Source organism: Sphingomonas sp. CFBP9019 (genome assembly GCF_034045155.1).
GTDB lineage: Bacteria > Pseudomonadota > Alphaproteobacteria > Sphingomonadales > Sphingomonadaceae > Sphingomonas > Sphingomonas aerolata.
In genome coordinates this window covers 167,641-181,654 of record NZ_JAXCWK010000003.1, presented here as the reverse complement: position 1 = coordinate 181,654, position 14,014 = coordinate 167,641, and the positions used below count along the sequence as shown (strand labels likewise).

The 14,014-nt window shown below is 69.5% G+C and carries 14 protein-coding genes; 6 read left to right on the top strand and 8 right to left on the bottom strand.

The features are described 5' to 3' along the window. Nucleotides 1-14 precede the first annotated feature (14 nt). The 4 genes from SOM18_RS08770 (at nt 15) to SOM18_RS08755 (ending at nt 4,142) form a co-directional block, all read left to right on the top strand. Nucleotides 15-410 carry a GFA family protein gene (locus tag SOM18_RS08770; protein ID WP_031439316.1) on the top strand — a complete coding sequence of 132 codons (396 nt, stop codon included), beginning with the start codon at nt 15-17 and terminating at the stop codon, nt 408-410. Nucleotides 411-634: 224 nt separating this feature from the next. Beyond that, nucleotides 635-961: a UrcA family protein gene (locus SOM18_RS08765; RefSeq protein ID WP_320481563.1), complete on the top strand. Its 327-nt coding sequence runs from the start codon at nt 635-637 to the stop codon at nt 959-961. 225 nt (nt 962-1,186) lie between these two features. After that, complete coding sequence (locus tag SOM18_RS08760; protein WP_031439317.1) at nt 1,187-2,833, top strand: inorganic phosphate transporter; 1,647 nt, start codon at nt 1,187-1,189, stop codon at nt 2,831-2,833. A 49-nt stretch (nt 2,834-2,882) separates the two neighbouring features. Further along, the gene (locus SOM18_RS08755) at nt 2,883-4,142 is read left to right on the top strand and encodes an MFS transporter (protein WP_320481562.1); all 1,260 of its coding nucleotides are present in this window, start codon (nt 2,883-2,885) and stop codon (nt 4,140-4,142) included. A 35-nt stretch (nt 4,143-4,177) separates the two neighbouring features. On the opposite strand, the gene rsmD is transcribed toward SOM18_RS08755, so the two are convergent. Both rsmD and SOM18_RS08745 read right to left on the bottom strand, forming a co-directional pair. Continuing rightward, nucleotides 4,178-4,714: a 16S rRNA (guanine(966)-N(2))-methyltransferase RsmD gene (gene rsmD, locus SOM18_RS08750; protein ID WP_031440061.1), complete on the bottom strand. Its 537-nt coding sequence runs from the start codon at nt 4,712-4,714 to the stop codon at nt 4,178-4,180. After that, complete coding sequence (locus SOM18_RS08745) at nt 4,714-6,303, bottom strand: pseudouridine synthase (RefSeq protein ID WP_244648640.1); 1,590 nt, start codon at nt 6,301-6,303, stop codon at nt 4,714-4,716. The genes rsmD and SOM18_RS08745 overlap by 1 nt, the downstream gene beginning before the upstream one ends. 119 nt (nt 6,304-6,422) lie before the next feature. Between SOM18_RS08745 and SOM18_RS08740 the strand changes: the two genes are divergently transcribed. Both SOM18_RS08740 and SOM18_RS08735 read left to right on the top strand, forming a co-directional pair. After that, nucleotides 6,423-6,854: a response regulator gene (locus SOM18_RS08740; protein WP_031395459.1), complete on the top strand. Its 432-nt coding sequence runs from the start codon at nt 6,423-6,425 to the stop codon at nt 6,852-6,854. Nucleotides 6,855-6,941: 87 nt separating this feature from the next. After that, nucleotides 6,942-8,282 (top strand): AmpG family muropeptide MFS transporter, encoded by a 1,341-nt coding sequence (locus SOM18_RS08735; RefSeq protein WP_320481561.1) that lies wholly within the window; start codon nt 6,942-6,944, stop codon nt 8,280-8,282. A gap of 19 nt (nt 8,283-8,301) precedes the next feature. Here SOM18_RS08735 and SOM18_RS08730 read toward each other — a convergent pair whose 3' ends face one another. The 6 genes from SOM18_RS08730 to SOM18_RS08705 form a co-directional block, all read right to left on the bottom strand. Continuing rightward, a complete protein-coding gene (locus SOM18_RS08730) occupies nt 8,302-8,754 on the bottom strand; it encodes a DUF6628 family protein (protein ID WP_320481560.1) in 453 nt (150 codons plus the stop codon). A gap of 68 nt (nt 8,755-8,822) precedes the next feature. Continuing rightward, the gene (locus SOM18_RS08725) at nt 8,823-10,142 is read right to left on the bottom strand and encodes a folylpolyglutamate synthase/dihydrofolate synthase family protein (RefSeq protein ID WP_320481559.1); all 1,320 of its coding nucleotides are present in this window, start codon (nt 10,140-10,142) and stop codon (nt 8,823-8,825) included. A 116-nt stretch (nt 10,143-10,258) separates the two neighbouring features. Next, nucleotides 10,259-11,110, bottom strand: a complete 852-nt coding sequence (accD, locus tag SOM18_RS08720) for an acetyl-CoA carboxylase, carboxyltransferase subunit beta (RefSeq protein ID WP_031395022.1) — start codon at nt 11,108-11,110, stop codon at nt 10,259-10,261. Then, a complete protein-coding gene (gene trpA / locus SOM18_RS08715) occupies nt 11,107-11,934 on the bottom strand; it encodes a tryptophan synthase subunit alpha (RefSeq protein WP_031441223.1) in 828 nt (275 codons plus the stop codon). The genes accD and trpA overlap by 4 nt, the downstream gene beginning before the upstream one ends. Further along, complete coding sequence (gene trpB / locus SOM18_RS08710) at nt 11,931-13,160, bottom strand: tryptophan synthase subunit beta (protein WP_031441224.1); 1,230 nt, start codon at nt 13,158-13,160, stop codon at nt 11,931-11,933. The genes trpA and trpB overlap by 4 nt, the downstream gene beginning before the upstream one ends. 159 nt (nt 13,161-13,319) lie before the next feature. Next, entirely contained in the window at nt 13,320-13,955 is a 636-nt protein-coding gene (locus SOM18_RS08705; RefSeq protein WP_031441225.1) for a phosphoribosylanthranilate isomerase, read from the bottom strand. Nucleotides 13,956-14,014 lie beyond the last annotated feature (59 nt).

Sequence of the window (14,014 nt, the reverse complement as noted above, 5' to 3'; positions counted from 1 at the left end):
AACAGGAGGCGTGCATGTTGTCGGGACGATGCCACTGCGGAGCGATCCACTATGTCGCGACGGGCGAGGCGGCGCATCACGCGCTGTGCCACTGTGAGGATTGCCGACGCAGCGCAGGCGCGCCGATGGTCGGCTGGATCGCGTTCAGGACCGAGCAGGTGACGATTTCGGGCGATCCGGTGACCTATGCGTCGTCCGAGCACGGGCGGCGGCTGTTCTGCGGAACGTGCGGGACGGGCCTGTTCTACACCAACCCGGTCGCGCTGCCGGGGATCATCGACATCCAGTCGTGCACGCTCGACGATCCCGAGTCGGTCGCACCGGGCGCGCTAATCCAGGTCGCGGAGCGGCTGGCGTGGATGGCGGACCTGGCGAGCCTGCCCGAATTCGCGCGCTATCAGGGGATGTGAGCGCGCGTTCGGTCGCCATCCGGAAGGGGGGAATCGAAATCGCGGGGCGACCGACGAACCGTCGCCAAACCGTCGCGGGCGCGTAACGATCCGGGCGTAGGGCGTGCGCAGCGACGAGGGTCTTCGTCGGAGAGGCCGCGCAGAGACGGTCCTCCCGACGGTCAGGCTTAGTCGCGCGCAGGCCGGCGTGCCTGCGGACCGCAGGACCAGCAAAGGACGTCATCATGAAGATCCTCCACAGCGTCGCTTCGGCGGCGATCGCTTCCGCGTGCCTTTTTGCGACCGGCGCTGCCGCCGATCCGGTGCGCGACCCCGTTACGATCCGTGTCTCGCATGCCGGGCTCGACGTGGCCAGCGACGCCGGGCGGCGTGTGCTTGCGCGTCGCGTGCAGTCGGCGGTTAACCGGACCTGCGCCCCGCGGACCGGCGGGCTGAATGCCTTTGCCGAGTCGCGTCGGTGCCGCGCGGAAATGATGCAGGACGCCACGGTGCAGACCGCCGCGTTGCTGACGCGCAACGGGACGCAGCTCGCGAGCCTCGCGGGGCGGTAGCGTCGTCGCGCTCGATCCGATGCGCGATCGAGGGAGGACCGCTCTATCAGAGGCGCGGCGGTCCTCCCCCTCCGTCAGGTTGCGCCTGCCACCTCCCCCTGGCGGGGGAGGGTCATGGGCGGTTGCGCTCTGGGTGGGGTTCGTCACTGTGTCATTCTGGTATCGCCGCGCGGCGATGCATCGCGTTGTCATAAAGTTGTAATCGTTAGGGCCGACTGCGCGATCATGGCTACTTCCCCATTAACGGTCGACGCGATCGACCGCGCACCGCGCAGCGGACCGCGGCTCGATCATGATCTGCATCCGGCCGGGCGCTGGATCTTTCTGGCAATATTGCTGGGGGGGCTGGCCTATGCGGGGTTCAGCATTGCCACCGATACCGCGCAGGTTGGCGAGACGCTCGCGGTCGGTGCGTTCGCGTTCCTCGGGCTCGCGCTGCTGATCGCGCTCGGGTTCGAATTCGTCAACGGCTTCCACGACACCGCCAATGCGGTCGCGACGGTCATCTACACGCATTCGATGCCCGCGCCGCTCGCGGTGGTCTGGTCGGGCTTCTTCAACTTCGTCGGCGTGATGACGTCGTCGGGTGCGGTCGCCTATTCGATCATCACGCTGCTGCCGGTCGACCTCATCCTCAACGTCGGCAGCGCGGGCGGGTTCGCGATGATCTTCGCGCTGCTGCTCGCGGCGATCCTGTGGAACCTCGCGACCTGGGCGGTCGGGCTGCCCAATTCGTCGAGCCATGCGCTGATCGGCTCGATCCTCGGCGTCGGGCTCGCCAACCAGCTGATCAACGGCGGCGCGGACGGCACGTCGGGCGTCGACATGGCGCAGGTGACCAAGGTGCTCTCCGCGCTCGCGTTCAGCCCGGTGGTCGGCTTTGTCGGCGCGCTGCTGATGCTCTTGGTGATGAAGCGCTTCCTGCGCGACCGCAAGCTGTACGAGGCGCCCGAGAGCGATACGCCGCCGCCGCGCGGGATCCGTGCGCTGCTGATCGGCACCTGCACCGCGGTCAGCTTTGCGCATGGCAGCAATGACGGCCAGAAGGGGATGGGGCTGATCATGCTCATCCTGATCGGCTGCGCGCCGACCGCCTATGCGCTGAACCGGACGATGCCCGAAAGCGCGACGCCGGCGTTCGTCCAGAGCGCCCGCGCGGCGTCGTCGGCCTATGCCGCGCATGCCGACGGCACGCCTTCGACGGTCGAGGCCGCCCGCGCGCGCGTCACCACCGCGCTGAAATCCAAGCAGGTCGCCGAGCCCGTCGTCTATGGCGCGCTGGCCACGCTGTCGAACGACGTCACCCGCCGGATCGAGGGCTATGGCTCGCTCGGCAAGGTGCCCGCGGCGGCGACGTCGAACCTGCGCAACGACATGTACCTCGTGCTCGACACGACCAAGCTGGTCGCGGCGGACAAGACCGCGCAGGCGCGCTTCACCGCGCAGGAGATCACGGAGCTGAAAACCTATGGCGGCGGGCTGGAGCAGGGGACGCGCTACATCCCGATCTGGGTGAAGGTCACGGTCGCGCTCGCGCTCGGGCTCGGCACGATGGTCGGGTGGAAGCGGATCGTCGTCACCGTCGGCGAACGGATCGGCAAGTCGCATCTGACCTATGGCATGGGTGCGTCGGCGGAGCTGGTCGCGGCGGCGACGATCCTGATGGCGGACCGGTTCGGCCTGCCCGTGTCGACGACGCATATCCTGTCGTCGGGGATCGCCGGTTCGAGCGTCGCCAATGGCGGCGGACTGCAGCGGCGGACACTGGTGAACATGGGGCTGGCGTGGATCATGACGCTGCCGGTCGCGATGCTGTTGTCGGGCGGGCTGTACTGGATGCTGCTCGGGGTTGCGCACGCCTTGGGGCGCTAAAGCCGAGCGCGCGATTGACGGGGCGGCGGCGGGCGGCGATGCACGCGGCATGAGCACGCTTAGGTCCAGCCGCCGCATCCTCGCCGCCAGCCTGGTCGGCACCGCGGTCGAATTCTACGACTTCTACATCTACGCGACCGCGGCGGCGCTCGTGTTCGGGCCGCTGTTCTTCGCGGGCCAGTCGGCGTCGGCGCAGCTGCTGCTGAGCTATGCGACGTTCGGGCTGGCGTTCGTCGCACGACCGGTGGGCGCGGTGCTGTTCGGGCATTTCGGCGACCGGGTCGGGCGCAAGTCGACCCTGGTCGCGTCGCTGCTGCTGATGGGCGGATCGACCGTGGCGATCGCGTTCCTGCCGACCTATGCGCAGGTCGGCTGGTGGGCGCCGGCGCTGCTCTGCCTGATGCGGCTGGGGCAGGGGCTGGGGCTGGGCGGCGAATGGGGTGGGGCCGCGCTGCTCGCGGTCGAGAATGCGCCGCCGCACCGCCGCAACACCTTCGGGATGTTCCCGCCGCTCGGCGCGCCGGTCGGATTTCTCGCCGCCAACGGACTGTTCCTGATCATCGGTCTGGTCCTCGACGAGGCGCAGTTCCTTGCCTGGGGATGGCGGATCCCGTTCCTGGTCAGCGCAGTGCTGGTCGGGCTGGGGCTGTGGGTGCGGCTGAAGCTGACCGAGACGCCCGCGTTTCTGGAAGCGGAGAAGACCGAGGCGATCCCGCGCGTGCCGATCGCCGAGCTGCTGACGCGGCATCTGCGTGCGACGCTGGCGGGGACGTTCGGGGTGATCGCGTGTTTCGCGCTCTTCTATCTCGCGACCGCGTTTGCGCTTGGCTACGGCACCAAGACGCTCGGCTATTCGCGCGAAGCGTTCCTTGGCGTCGAGCTGGTCGCGATCTGGTTCCTCGCGGCGGGGGTGATCCTCGCGAGCGTGCTGGCGGATCGGTATACGGCGACGCGGATGCTTAGCGTCGGGTTTGCGGGCTGCGTCGTCGTCGGCGCGCTGATGGGGCCGATGCTGGGGTCGGGATCGCTGGTCACGGTGTCGCTCTGGCTGTCGGGCGCGCTGTTCGTGATGGGGTTCGCCTATGGCCCGCTCGGCGGGTGGCTGCCGAGCCTGTTTCCGGCGGGCGTGCGCTACACCGGCGTGTCGATGACGTTCAACCTTGGCGGCGTGCTCGGCGGCGCGCTCGCGCCGATCGTGGCGGAGGCGCTGGCGCCGCGCGGGCTTGGGCTGGTCGGGGTGTATCTGATGGCCGCGGGGGTGCTGAGCCTTGGCGGGCTGCTGATCGTCGGGCGCCGCGCCGCCGCCTAGGACGGGGTCTCCCGCTTGCGCGGGAGACCGTTACGTCAGGCGGGGCGCAGCAGCGTCAGCCGCGCCTTGCCGTGGACGCGCGTGGCGTCGACCTCGAAGCCCGGCAGATGGACGACCTCCGCCTTCGCGGTCTCGAGGCTGATCCACGTCGCCGGGCTGGTCCAGCCGAGCCGGGCGAGCTTGTCGAGCGCGACGAGGCCCGCCCCGGTGTCATAGGGCGGATCCATCAGGATGATGTCGAGCGGCGCGGGCGCGGGGCCCATCGCCATCACCGAGGTCGCGCGGACGTCGCCGCGGATGCCGAGCTTGGCAAGATTGGCCTTCAGCGCATCGAGCGCGGGCTTGTCCTGTTCGACGAACAGGCACGATCCCGCACCGCGCGACAAGGCCTCGATCCCGAGCGCACCCGAGCCCGCGAAGAGATCGGCGACCGCGAGCCCCTCGAAACTGCCGACCCGGCTGGTCAGCATCGAGAACAGAGCCTCGCGCATGCGATCGGCGGTCGGGCGGGTCGCGTCACCCTTGGGCGCGACGATCTGGCGACCGCGATACTGGCCTGCGATGATCCGCATCAGCGTTTACCTCCGCGTGGTGCGCGGGGCGGGTGACCGCGCCCCCCTGATGGTCCCTTGCCGGGCGCGGGCGGACGGCTGCCGCGTTCGGGGCGCGGTGCCGCATCGCGCGGCGGGCGGGGATCCGCACCGGGGCGACCGGCGGCACTCCGCGCGGCGCGCTTGTCGAGACCGGTCCGCGCGCGGGAGTCGTCCGTCTGAGGGCGGAAGCCGCGTTGCTGGTCCTGGCGCTGGTCCTGGCGCTGGGGCGAGTCGGGACGGCGCGGGGCCGTCGTGCCCCCGCTACCGCCGCCGCCGACGCGGGTCGGGGCGGCGCGGTCGCGGGGCGGTTTGGCGGCGCGGAAATGCTTGATCTTGGGGCTGGTGCTCAGCTCCTCGCCGCGGTCCGCGCGCTCCTGGCGATAGGTCGGGCGACCGGTGCCGGCGCCGGTCGGCTGGGCGTGATGCGTCGCGGCCGCACGGTTGCCGCCGCGCGCATCGGGCTTGGCCCAGGGATCGGTGACGTCGCCGCGGACCATCGCCGCGGTCGGGCGGATGCGCTCGGGCCGGGCCGGGCGGGCCGGTCGTGCGGCGCGATCGACCGGTGGTGCGCCGCTCGAGAAGCCGGAGCTTGCCGGCGCCGCATAGGGGCTGCGCGCGGGCTGGCGCGGTGCCGCGGTCGCGGGCCGGGCCGAGGGGGCGGGGCGGGGCGCATTGGCGCCGCGCTGAGGCGACTTGGCGCCGATCCCCGCACCCGCGCCGGCACTGGCGCTGATGCCGATGTTCGGACGCGCGCCGGGGCCCTCGGGCTTGCCGCGCGCGAGCTCCTTCTGGAAGGCGACGACGTCGTGCTGGAGCACCTCGCCGATCTGGCCGGGGGCGAGATCGCCGAGCACGAACGGACCGTAGCGGGTGCGGATCAGGCGCGAGACCTGGAGACCCAGATGCTCGAGCACGCGCCGGACTTCGCGGTTCTTGCCCTCGGTCAGGATCATCTCGATCCAGACGTTCGCGCCGGTGCGGCGTTCGATATTCGCGTTGATCGAGCCGTAGCGGACGCCCTCGATCTCGATCCCCTCGATCAGCTCCTCGAGCTGCGGCTGGGTGATGTTGCCATAGGCGCGGGCGCGATAGGCGCGCTCGACGCCGGTCGCGGGGAGCTCGAGCTGGCGCTTGAGGCCACCGTCGGTGGTCATCAGCAACAGCCCCTCGGTGTTGAGATCGAGGCGGCCGACGGGAACGAGTCGCGGCAGTTCGCGCGGCAGGCGGTCGTAGATCGTCGTCCGGCCCGCGGGATCGCGCTCGGTGACGAGCAGCCCGGTCGGCTTGTGATACAGGAACAGCCGTGCCGCGCTGGGCGCCTCGACCGGATCGCCGTCGACGGTGACGCCGGAAAGGTTGCGCAGGATCGTCGCCGGCGTGTCGAGCGTGGTGCCGTTGAGCGCGACGCGCCCCTCGGCGATCATCCGTTCGATGTCGCGGCGCGACGCAACGCCCGCGCGCGCGAGCAGTTTGGCGATGCGGTCGCCCTTGATGGGGGCTGCGGGGGCTGTTGCAGGCGCGTCGTTCGACGGGCTGGCAGTCGGGTTATCGTCTTTTGAAGTCGTCATGGCGCGGCTGATACTATGGATCGGGGTGCAGCGCGAAAATATTTGCGTCCCTTCGTGATGCGGTGCGTTATGTCGCATGGGCGTAACGACCATTCGTTGCGCGAAGGGGCGTGATGTCGATGCTGTTCGCAAAGAAGAAGCGGCTGATCATCCGCTTGCTGGTTGTTGAGGACGAACCGCTGGTCGCGTTCGACACCGAATATTTCCTGACCGAATCGAAATTTACCGTGGTCGCGACGGTCGACCGGGTCAGCGATGCACTGGCGGTGATCGAAAGCGAGTCCGCGATCGACCTGATCCTCGCCGATGTCAGCCTGAGCGACGGATCGGGGCTCGACGTGGCGCGTGCGGCCCTGGAACGCGGGGTGCCGGTGCTGTTCGTCACGGGCAACTGCCCGGTCGAGGCGACGACGCTGGCCGCGGGGTGTCTCTCCAAACCCTATTCGCAGCGTGACCTGCTTGCCGCGATCGCCGCGATCGAGGCGCGGATGGCGGGGAGCGAGCCGAAGAAGCTGCCCTCGGGCCTGCGGCTGTTCAGCGCGCCCGTCTGACGGGGCGCGTTTAGCTTCGTCGCGACCAAGGCGAAGCGGCGACGTCTTCCGCCTTCCCTCGCGTCGACAGCCCGCTATGGTCGCGCCATGTCCAGTACAGCCGTTCCGCGCCGATCCCTGCTCGCCACCATGGCCCCCTATCTGCGGCCCCGGCCGATCGCGGCGCTGCTGCTGGGGATATCGAGCGGCTTTCCGCTCGCGCTGTTGCTGGGGACGATGGGCTATTGGCTGTCGAAGGTCGGGATCGACAAGAAGACGATCGGCTTCGCGATCGGCCTGACGACCCCGTACACGCTGAAATTTCTCTGGGCGCCGTTCATCGACCGGTTCCAGATCCCGGTGCTGACGGCTTGGGTCGGACAGCGTCGCGCGTGGCTGTTCTTCGTCCAAGCGCTGCTGTTCGGTTCGGTCTGGATGCTGGGGTTCAGCGCGCCGCAGGAGCATCTCGGGGTGTTCGCCTTCTGGGCGATCGTGACCGCGTTCCTCGGCGCGACTCAGGATATCGTGATCGACGCCTACCGGATCGAGATCCTGCCCGAAGACGAATTGCCGCACGGGACCGCGAACAACCAGTTCGGCTATCGGCTCGGCAATCTGGCGGCGGGGGTCGGCACGATCGCGATCGCCTCGTCCGAAGGGCTCGGGCTCGGCTGGGCGATGGGCTATGGACTGACCGCCTTCTGCGTCATTCCCGGCGCACTCGCGGCGCTCTGGGCGGGGCGCGGACTGCATGACCGGGTGCTGGCATCGCAAGATCAGGCGTCGCGCGGGCGCTGGCTCGAGGATACGATCATCGGGCCGTTCCGCGAATTCTTCCAGCGTCGCGGCGCGGTGCTGATCCTGCTGTTCGTGCTGATCTACAAGCTGGGCGATGCGATGGGGCAGGGCATGCTCAACCCCATGATCGTCGAGCTGGGGTTCAGCGACACCGAATTCATCGCGATCAACAAGCTGGTCGGGTTCTGGGGGCTGATCGTCGGAACCGCGCTGGGCGCGCCGTTCATGGCGTGGCTGGGCCTCAGCCGCGCGCTGTTCGTGTCGGGCATGCTGATGATGCTCAGCAACTTCATGTTCGTCATCCTCGCCTGGCACGGGCATTCGAACACCTGGCTGACGATCGCGGTCGCGACCGAGCAGGTGACGAGCGGGATCGGGCTGACGGTGTTCGTCACCTATCTCTCGGGCCTATCCAACCTTGCCTATACCGCGACTCAGTTCGCGCTGCTGTCGTCGTTCGCGGCGGTCGGGCGGACGTGGCTGGCGGCACCCGCGGGCTATGCCGCCAACGCGCTGGGCTGGCCCGGCTTCTGGATGCTGACGATGGTCGTCGCGGTGCCAGGGCTCGTGCTGCTGTGGATCCTGTGGCGTCAGGGGTTCGTCGTCGAAAGCGTGCGGCGCGACCCGGCGATCGCGGCCGGGGCGGACTGACACCGGCGCGTGACCCGGCTCAACTCGTAACCGGGCGCCCCTCGTCCGCGAAAGCGGCGGCGACTGCGGCGGCGCTGGTGAGGACGCCGTCGACGCGGCGGACGCCGAGCAGGTCGGTCATCAGCAGCCGCGCGGTGTCAGGCGCGGTCTCGACGCGCGCGAGGATCGACAGCAGCGCCGCCTCCGCGGGCGTCATCCGCGCGCAGCAGCACGGCGCGATCGCGATCGTCCCCGCCGCGCTGCCCGCCAGATCGGCCATCAGCGCGCGCATCAGGATCAGCGGCCGGCGGAAACCCTGTCCGAACGCGGTGAACAGCGTGTGCGCGGCGCGCGCGTCGCCAAGCCCGTTCGCGCCCATCCGCCGCATCGCGAACAGCGCGATCCGCGCATTCTCGCACGACGGCAGCGGATACGGCAGCAGCGTCGTCATGCTGGCAAGCGCCGTGCCGGCGAAGTGGTTGGCATCGGTCATATACGCGACTCCGTGGTTACAAGACCAAGGTCGCTTGTTCGTTATTGATAGTCAATAGCAATAAGGGATCAGTGCGGCAGCTCGTCGTTCCCGGCGAGCACTTCGCCCGCGAGGTAGAGCGAACCGGCGATCAGCACGAACTGCGGCGCGTCACCCTGCGCGGCGATGCGGTCGAGCGCCTCGGCGGGGCTCGCGGCGGTCTCCGCGCTGCACCCGGCGCGTCGGGCGATCGCCGCCAGCGCGTCGGGGGCGTGATGCGCATGACCCGGAACGGGGAGCGCGACGACGTGGCCGACCTGCGGGCCGAGAATGTCGAGCACCGCGTCGGCATCCTTGTTGGCGAGCATGCCGAGCACGAGCGTCGCGGGACGGCCTGCCACCAGCGTCCGCAGCACGCGCGCGACCGGCTGCGCGGCATTGGGATTGTGCGCGCCGTCGAGCCACAGGTCGCTGCCCGCGGGCAGCCGCGCATGGAGCGGGCCGTCGGACAGGCGCTGCATCCGCGCGGGCCAGTGCGCGGCGTCCGCGGCGGCGCGCATCGCCGCGTCAGGGATGGCGAGCGCCGATTGATGCCGCAGCATCGCGATTGCCAGCGCGAGATTGCGCGACTGGTGCAGGCCGACCAGCCGCGGGCGGTTGGTGACGAGCGTGCCGTCCGCATCGGTGTAGCGCATCGTGGTGCGCGTCGTCTCGCTCGTCCAGGCGGTGCCGCGCGCGAGGACGGGGGCGCCCGCCGCCTCGGCGATTCCCGCGATCCGCGCGCGCAGCGGGCGGGCATAGTCCATCGTGACGAGCGGCACGCCGCGCTTGGCGATGCCCGCCTTCTCGCCCGCGATCGCGAGCAGCGTGTCGCCTAGAAACGCCTGATGGTCGATCCCGAGCGCGGCGATGCCGGTAACGACGGGGTTCGGAATGACGTTGGTCGCGTCGAGCCGGCCACCCAGCCCGACCTCGACGATAGTCGCCGCGGCGGGCGTCCGCGCGAAGGCGAGGAACGCGACGGCGGTGGTGACCTCGAAGAAGCTCGCCTGCAGGTCCGCGGCGTGGTCGAGCACCTCGGACAGCAGCGCGGCGAGCGCGTCGTCGTCGAGCAGCCGGCCGGCGAGGCGGATGCGTTCGTTGAAGCGGACGAGGTGCGGGCTCGAATAGACATGGACGCTGAGCCCCGCCGCCTCGATCGCGGCGCGCAGGAACGCGCAGGTCGATCCCTTGCCGTTGGTGCCCGCGACATGGAACACCGGCGGCAGCGACAGATGCGGGTCGCCGAGCCGCGCCAGCAACGCGGTGATGCGCTCGAGGCCGAGGATGTCGGCGCCGGGCGACAGCGTGGTCAGCCGGTCGAGCTGCGCCTGGACGGCGGGGGAGGAGGAGGTGGCGTGGTCGGGCATTCTTCTAACTCCCTCTCCCCTCGGGGAGAGGGCTTGGGGTGAGGGGCGGTTCCGGGCGCAGCAGTGCTGGGCTGCCCCTCACCCCGACCCTCTCCCCCGAGGGGAGAGGGGGTAGGTTACGCCGCTTCGCGGGCGCTCAGATAGCCGATGACGGTGCCGAGCTGTTCGCGCAGGTCTTTCCGGTGGACGACCATGTCGATCATCCCGTGTTCGAGATAATATTCCGACGTCTGGAAATCCTCGGGCAGCTTCTCGCGGATCGTGCTCTCGATCACGCGGCGGCCGGTGAAGGCGAGCGTCGCCTTGGGTTCGGCGATCTGGACGTCGCCGAGCATCGCATAGGCTGCCATCACGCCGCCCGATGTCGGATCGGTCAGCACGACGATATAGGGCAGGCCGGCGTCGTGGAGCATCTGGATCGCGACGGTGCTGCGCGGCATCTGCATCAGGCTGAGGATACCCTCCTGCATGCGTGCGCCGCCGCTGGCGGTGAAGATCACATAGGGCACGCGATCCTCGATCGCTGCCTCGACGCCGCGGACGAACGCTTCGCCGACCGCGAGGCCCATCGATCCGCCCATGAAGCCGAAATCCTGCACGCCGACGACGACGCGGTGGCCGTCGATCGCGCCGCGGGCATTGACGAGCGCGTCACGCTCGCTGTTGTCGGTGCGTGCCGCCTTGAGGCGATCGGTGTAGCGCTTCTGGTCGCGGAACTTGAGCGGATCCTCGGGCACCGGCGGCGCGGGCAGCTCGCTGCAGCTGCCTTCGTCGAACAGCTGTGCGAAACGGATCTTCGGCCCGATGCGGTCGTGATGGTCGCATTTCGGGCAGACGTGGAGATTTTCCTCCAGCTCCTTGGTGAAGACCATCTGCCCGCAGCCCTTGCACTTGTGCCAGAGATTTTCGGGCGTCTCGCGCTTGGCGACGAACGGCAGGACGTTGCGGACGCTGTTGAGCCAGCTCATGCGCCGATCTCCATGCGAATTTCCTTTCTTGCGGACGCGACGGCATCGGCGAGAGACGTGATATAGGCGCGGACGGGCTCGGCCGCAGCGGTGCCGTGCTGCGCGACCAGCTCGACGATCGCCGAGCCGACCACGACGCCGTCGGCGACGCGCGCGACGTTCGCCGCCTGCTCGGGGGTGCGGATGCCGAAGCCGACCGCGACCGGGATGTCGGTCTGCGATTTCAGCCGCGCGACCGCGTCCTCGATCGAGGATTGCTGCGCCTGTTGCAGCCCGGTGATGCCCGCGACCGAGACGTAATAGAGGAACCCGCTCGCGCCATCGAGCACGGTCGGCAGCCGGGCCGCGTCGGTGGTCGGGGTGGCGAGGCGGATCAGGTCGATCCCGGCGGCGCGCAGCTGGGGCCCAAGCGCATCGTCTTCCTCGGGCGGCACATCGACGCAGATCACGCCGTCGACGCCCGCGGCAGCCGCGGCCTGCGCGAACCAGTCCGCGCCGCGCCGCAGCATCGGGTTGCCGTATCCCATCAGCACCAGCGGCGTCTCGGGATGGCGCGCGCGGAAGGCGGTGGCGATCGCGAGGATGTCCGCGGTGCGCGTCCCCTGCGCGAGGCTGCGGATGTTGGCGGCCTGGATCGCGGGGCCATCGGCCATCGGGTCGGTAAACGGCATGCCGAGCTCGATCGCATCGGCGCCGCCCGCGACGAGCGCGTCGAGGATCGCCGGCGTCGCGGCGGTCGAGGGATCGCCCGCGGTGACGAACGCGACGAGCGCGGCGCGGTTCTCGGCCGCGGTGCGCGCGAAGGTGGCGGCGAGGCGGCTCAAATCGCCACCCCGAGCGCTTCGGCCACCGTGAAGATGTCCTTGTCGCCGCGGCCGCACAGATTGGCGAGGATGATCTGGTCCTGCCGCATCGTGCGCGCCTTCTTGGTCACTGTGGCGATGGCATGCGATGGTTCGAGCGCGGGGATGATGCCCTCGGTCCGGCAGAGCAGCTGGAACGCGTCGAGCGCCTCCTGATCGGTCGCGCTGTCATAGTCGACGCGGCCGATGTCGCGCAGCCAGGCATGCTCGGGGCCGATGCCCGGATAGTCGAGCCCCGCCGAGATCGAATGCGCCTCGGTGATCTGGCCGTCCTCGTCCTGCAGCAGATAGGTCTTGTTGCCGTGGAGCACGCCGGGGAAGCCGCCCGCAAGACTCGCTGCATGCTGCTTGTCGAGCCCATGGCCCGCCGCCTCGACGCCGAGCATCGCGACATCGGCATCGTCGAGGAACGGGTGGAACAGCCCGATCGCGTTCGATCCGCCACCGATCGCGGCGACGAGCAGGTCGGGCAGGCGGCCGACGCGGTCGAGCATCTGCGCGCGCGCCTCGGTGCCGATCACGCTCTGGAAATCGCGGACCATCTCGGGATAGGGGTGCGGGCCCGCCGCGGTGCCGATGATGTAGAAGGTGTCGTGGACGTTCGCGACCCAGTCGCGCATCCCCTCGTTCATCGCGTCCTTCAGCGTGTGCGCGCCGCTGGTCACGGGACGGACTTCCGCACCCAGCAGCTTCATGCGGAACACGTTGGGCGCCTGACGCTCGACGTCCTTGGCGCCCATGTAGATCACGCAGGGCAGGCCGAAGCGCGCGCAGACGGTCGCGGTCGCGACGCCGTGCTGGCCCGCGCCGGTCTCGGCGATGATCCGTGTCTTGCCCATCCGGATCGCGAGCAGGATCTGGCCGATGCAGTTGTTGATCTTGTGCGCGCCGGTGTGGTTGAGTTCGTCGCGCTTGAACCAGATCTGCGCACCCATGCCAGGTTCTGCGGATTCACGCAGCGCCTCTGTAAGGCGTTCGGCGTAATAGAGCGGGCTCGGGCGGCCGACATAATGTTCGAGCAGGTCGTCGAACTGCGCCTTGAACGCAGGGTCGGCCTTGGCGGCGCGATACGCCTCGTCGAGTTCGAGGACGAGCGGCATCAGCGTCTCGGCGACGTAACGGCCGCCGAAATCGCCGAAATGGCCACGTTCGTCGGGCTGCGCGCGGTAGGAATTGGGAGCGTTCATGCGGAGCGCTTTAGCATTTCGGAAAACGCTGTCACCCCTAGCGTTTCCGATACGCACCACCCCGGCGAAGGCCGGGGCCCAGTCGGGAAGGTCGTGGTGACGGGCAGGACCTGGCAATGTACCGTCCCCAACTGGGCCCCGGCCTTCGCCGGGGTGGTGCTAGAACGCAGCAACCGCCTTCAGAAATGCCGCGATCCTGGCGTCGTCCTTCGTGCCGGGGTCGCTCTCCACCCCTGACGACACGTCGACCAGCTCTGCGCCGGTGCGCCGGATCGCCTCGGCGACATTCGCCGGGTCGAGCCCGCCCGACAGCGCCCAGCGCAGCGGATGCCGGAACCCGTCGAGCAGGTCCCAGTCGAAGCGCAGCCCCATCCCGCCGGGCAGCGCGGCCGAATCGGGCGTCTTGGCGTCGTAGAGGATGCGATCCGCGACACCGACGAACGCGTGCGCGCCGTCGAGATCGCCGCGCGTGCGCACTGCGACGGCGACCCATAGCTCGATCCCGAACCGCGCGCGGATCGCGGCGGCGCGTGCGGGCGTGACCTTGTGGAGCTGCAGCACGTCGAGCGCCGCGGATGCGATCGCCTGTTCGAGCATCTCGTCCTCGGGATCGACGAACACGCCGACCTTGGCGACATGGCCCGGCACGCGCGCGGCGAGTTCGGCGGCCTTGTCGAAGGTCACGTGGCGCGGCGAGGCGGGGAAGAAGACGAAGCCGACATGGCTCGCCCCGTGCCGGATCGCGGCGTCGAGCGTCGCGGGGGTCGAGAGGCCGCAGATCTTGGCGGTAGTCATGGTGTTCCTTAGATCCCGGCGGCCTGTGAATTCCCACATTCTCTGTCAGGATGACGGGG

Coding starts and splice junctions, on each gene's coding strand:
- SOM18_RS08770 (WP_031439316.1), top strand. CDS start 15: ATGTTGTCGGGACGATGCCACTGCGGAGCGATCCACTATGTCGCGACG.
- SOM18_RS08765 (WP_320481563.1), top strand. CDS start 635: ATGAAGATCCTCCACAGCGTCGCTTCGGCGGCGATCGCTTCCGCGTGC.
- SOM18_RS08760 (WP_031439317.1), top strand. CDS start 1,187: ATGGCTACTTCCCCATTAACGGTCGACGCGATCGACCGCGCACCGCGC.
- SOM18_RS08755 (WP_320481562.1), top strand. CDS start 2,883: ATGAGCACGCTTAGGTCCAGCCGCCGCATCCTCGCCGCCAGCCTGGTC.
- rsmD (WP_031440061.1), bottom strand. CDS start 4,714: ATGCGGATCATCGCAGGCCAGTATCGCGGTCGCCAGATCGTCGCGCCC.
- SOM18_RS08745 (WP_244648640.1), bottom strand. CDS start 6,303: ATGACGACTTCAAAAGACGATAACCCGACTGCCAGCCCGTCGAACGAC.
- SOM18_RS08740 (WP_031395459.1), top strand. CDS start 6,423: ATGCTGTTCGCAAAGAAGAAGCGGCTGATCATCCGCTTGCTGGTTGTT.
- SOM18_RS08735 (WP_320481561.1), top strand. CDS start 6,942: ATGTCCAGTACAGCCGTTCCGCGCCGATCCCTGCTCGCCACCATGGCC.
- SOM18_RS08730 (WP_320481560.1), bottom strand. CDS start 8,754: ATGACCGATGCCAACCACTTCGCCGGCACGGCGCTTGCCAGCATGACG.
- SOM18_RS08725 (WP_320481559.1), bottom strand. CDS start 10,142: ATGCCCGACCACGCCACCTCCTCCTCCCCCGCCGTCCAGGCGCAGCTC.
- accD (WP_031395022.1), bottom strand. CDS start 11,110: ATGAGCTGGCTCAACAGCGTCCGCAACGTCCTGCCGTTCGTCGCCAAG.
- trpB (WP_031441224.1), bottom strand. CDS start 13,160: ATGAACGCTCCCAATTCCTACCGCGCGCAGCCCGACGAACGTGGCCAT.
- SOM18_RS08705 (WP_031441225.1), bottom strand. CDS start 13,955: ATGACTACCGCCAAGATCTGCGGCCTCTCGACCCCCGCGACGCTCGAC.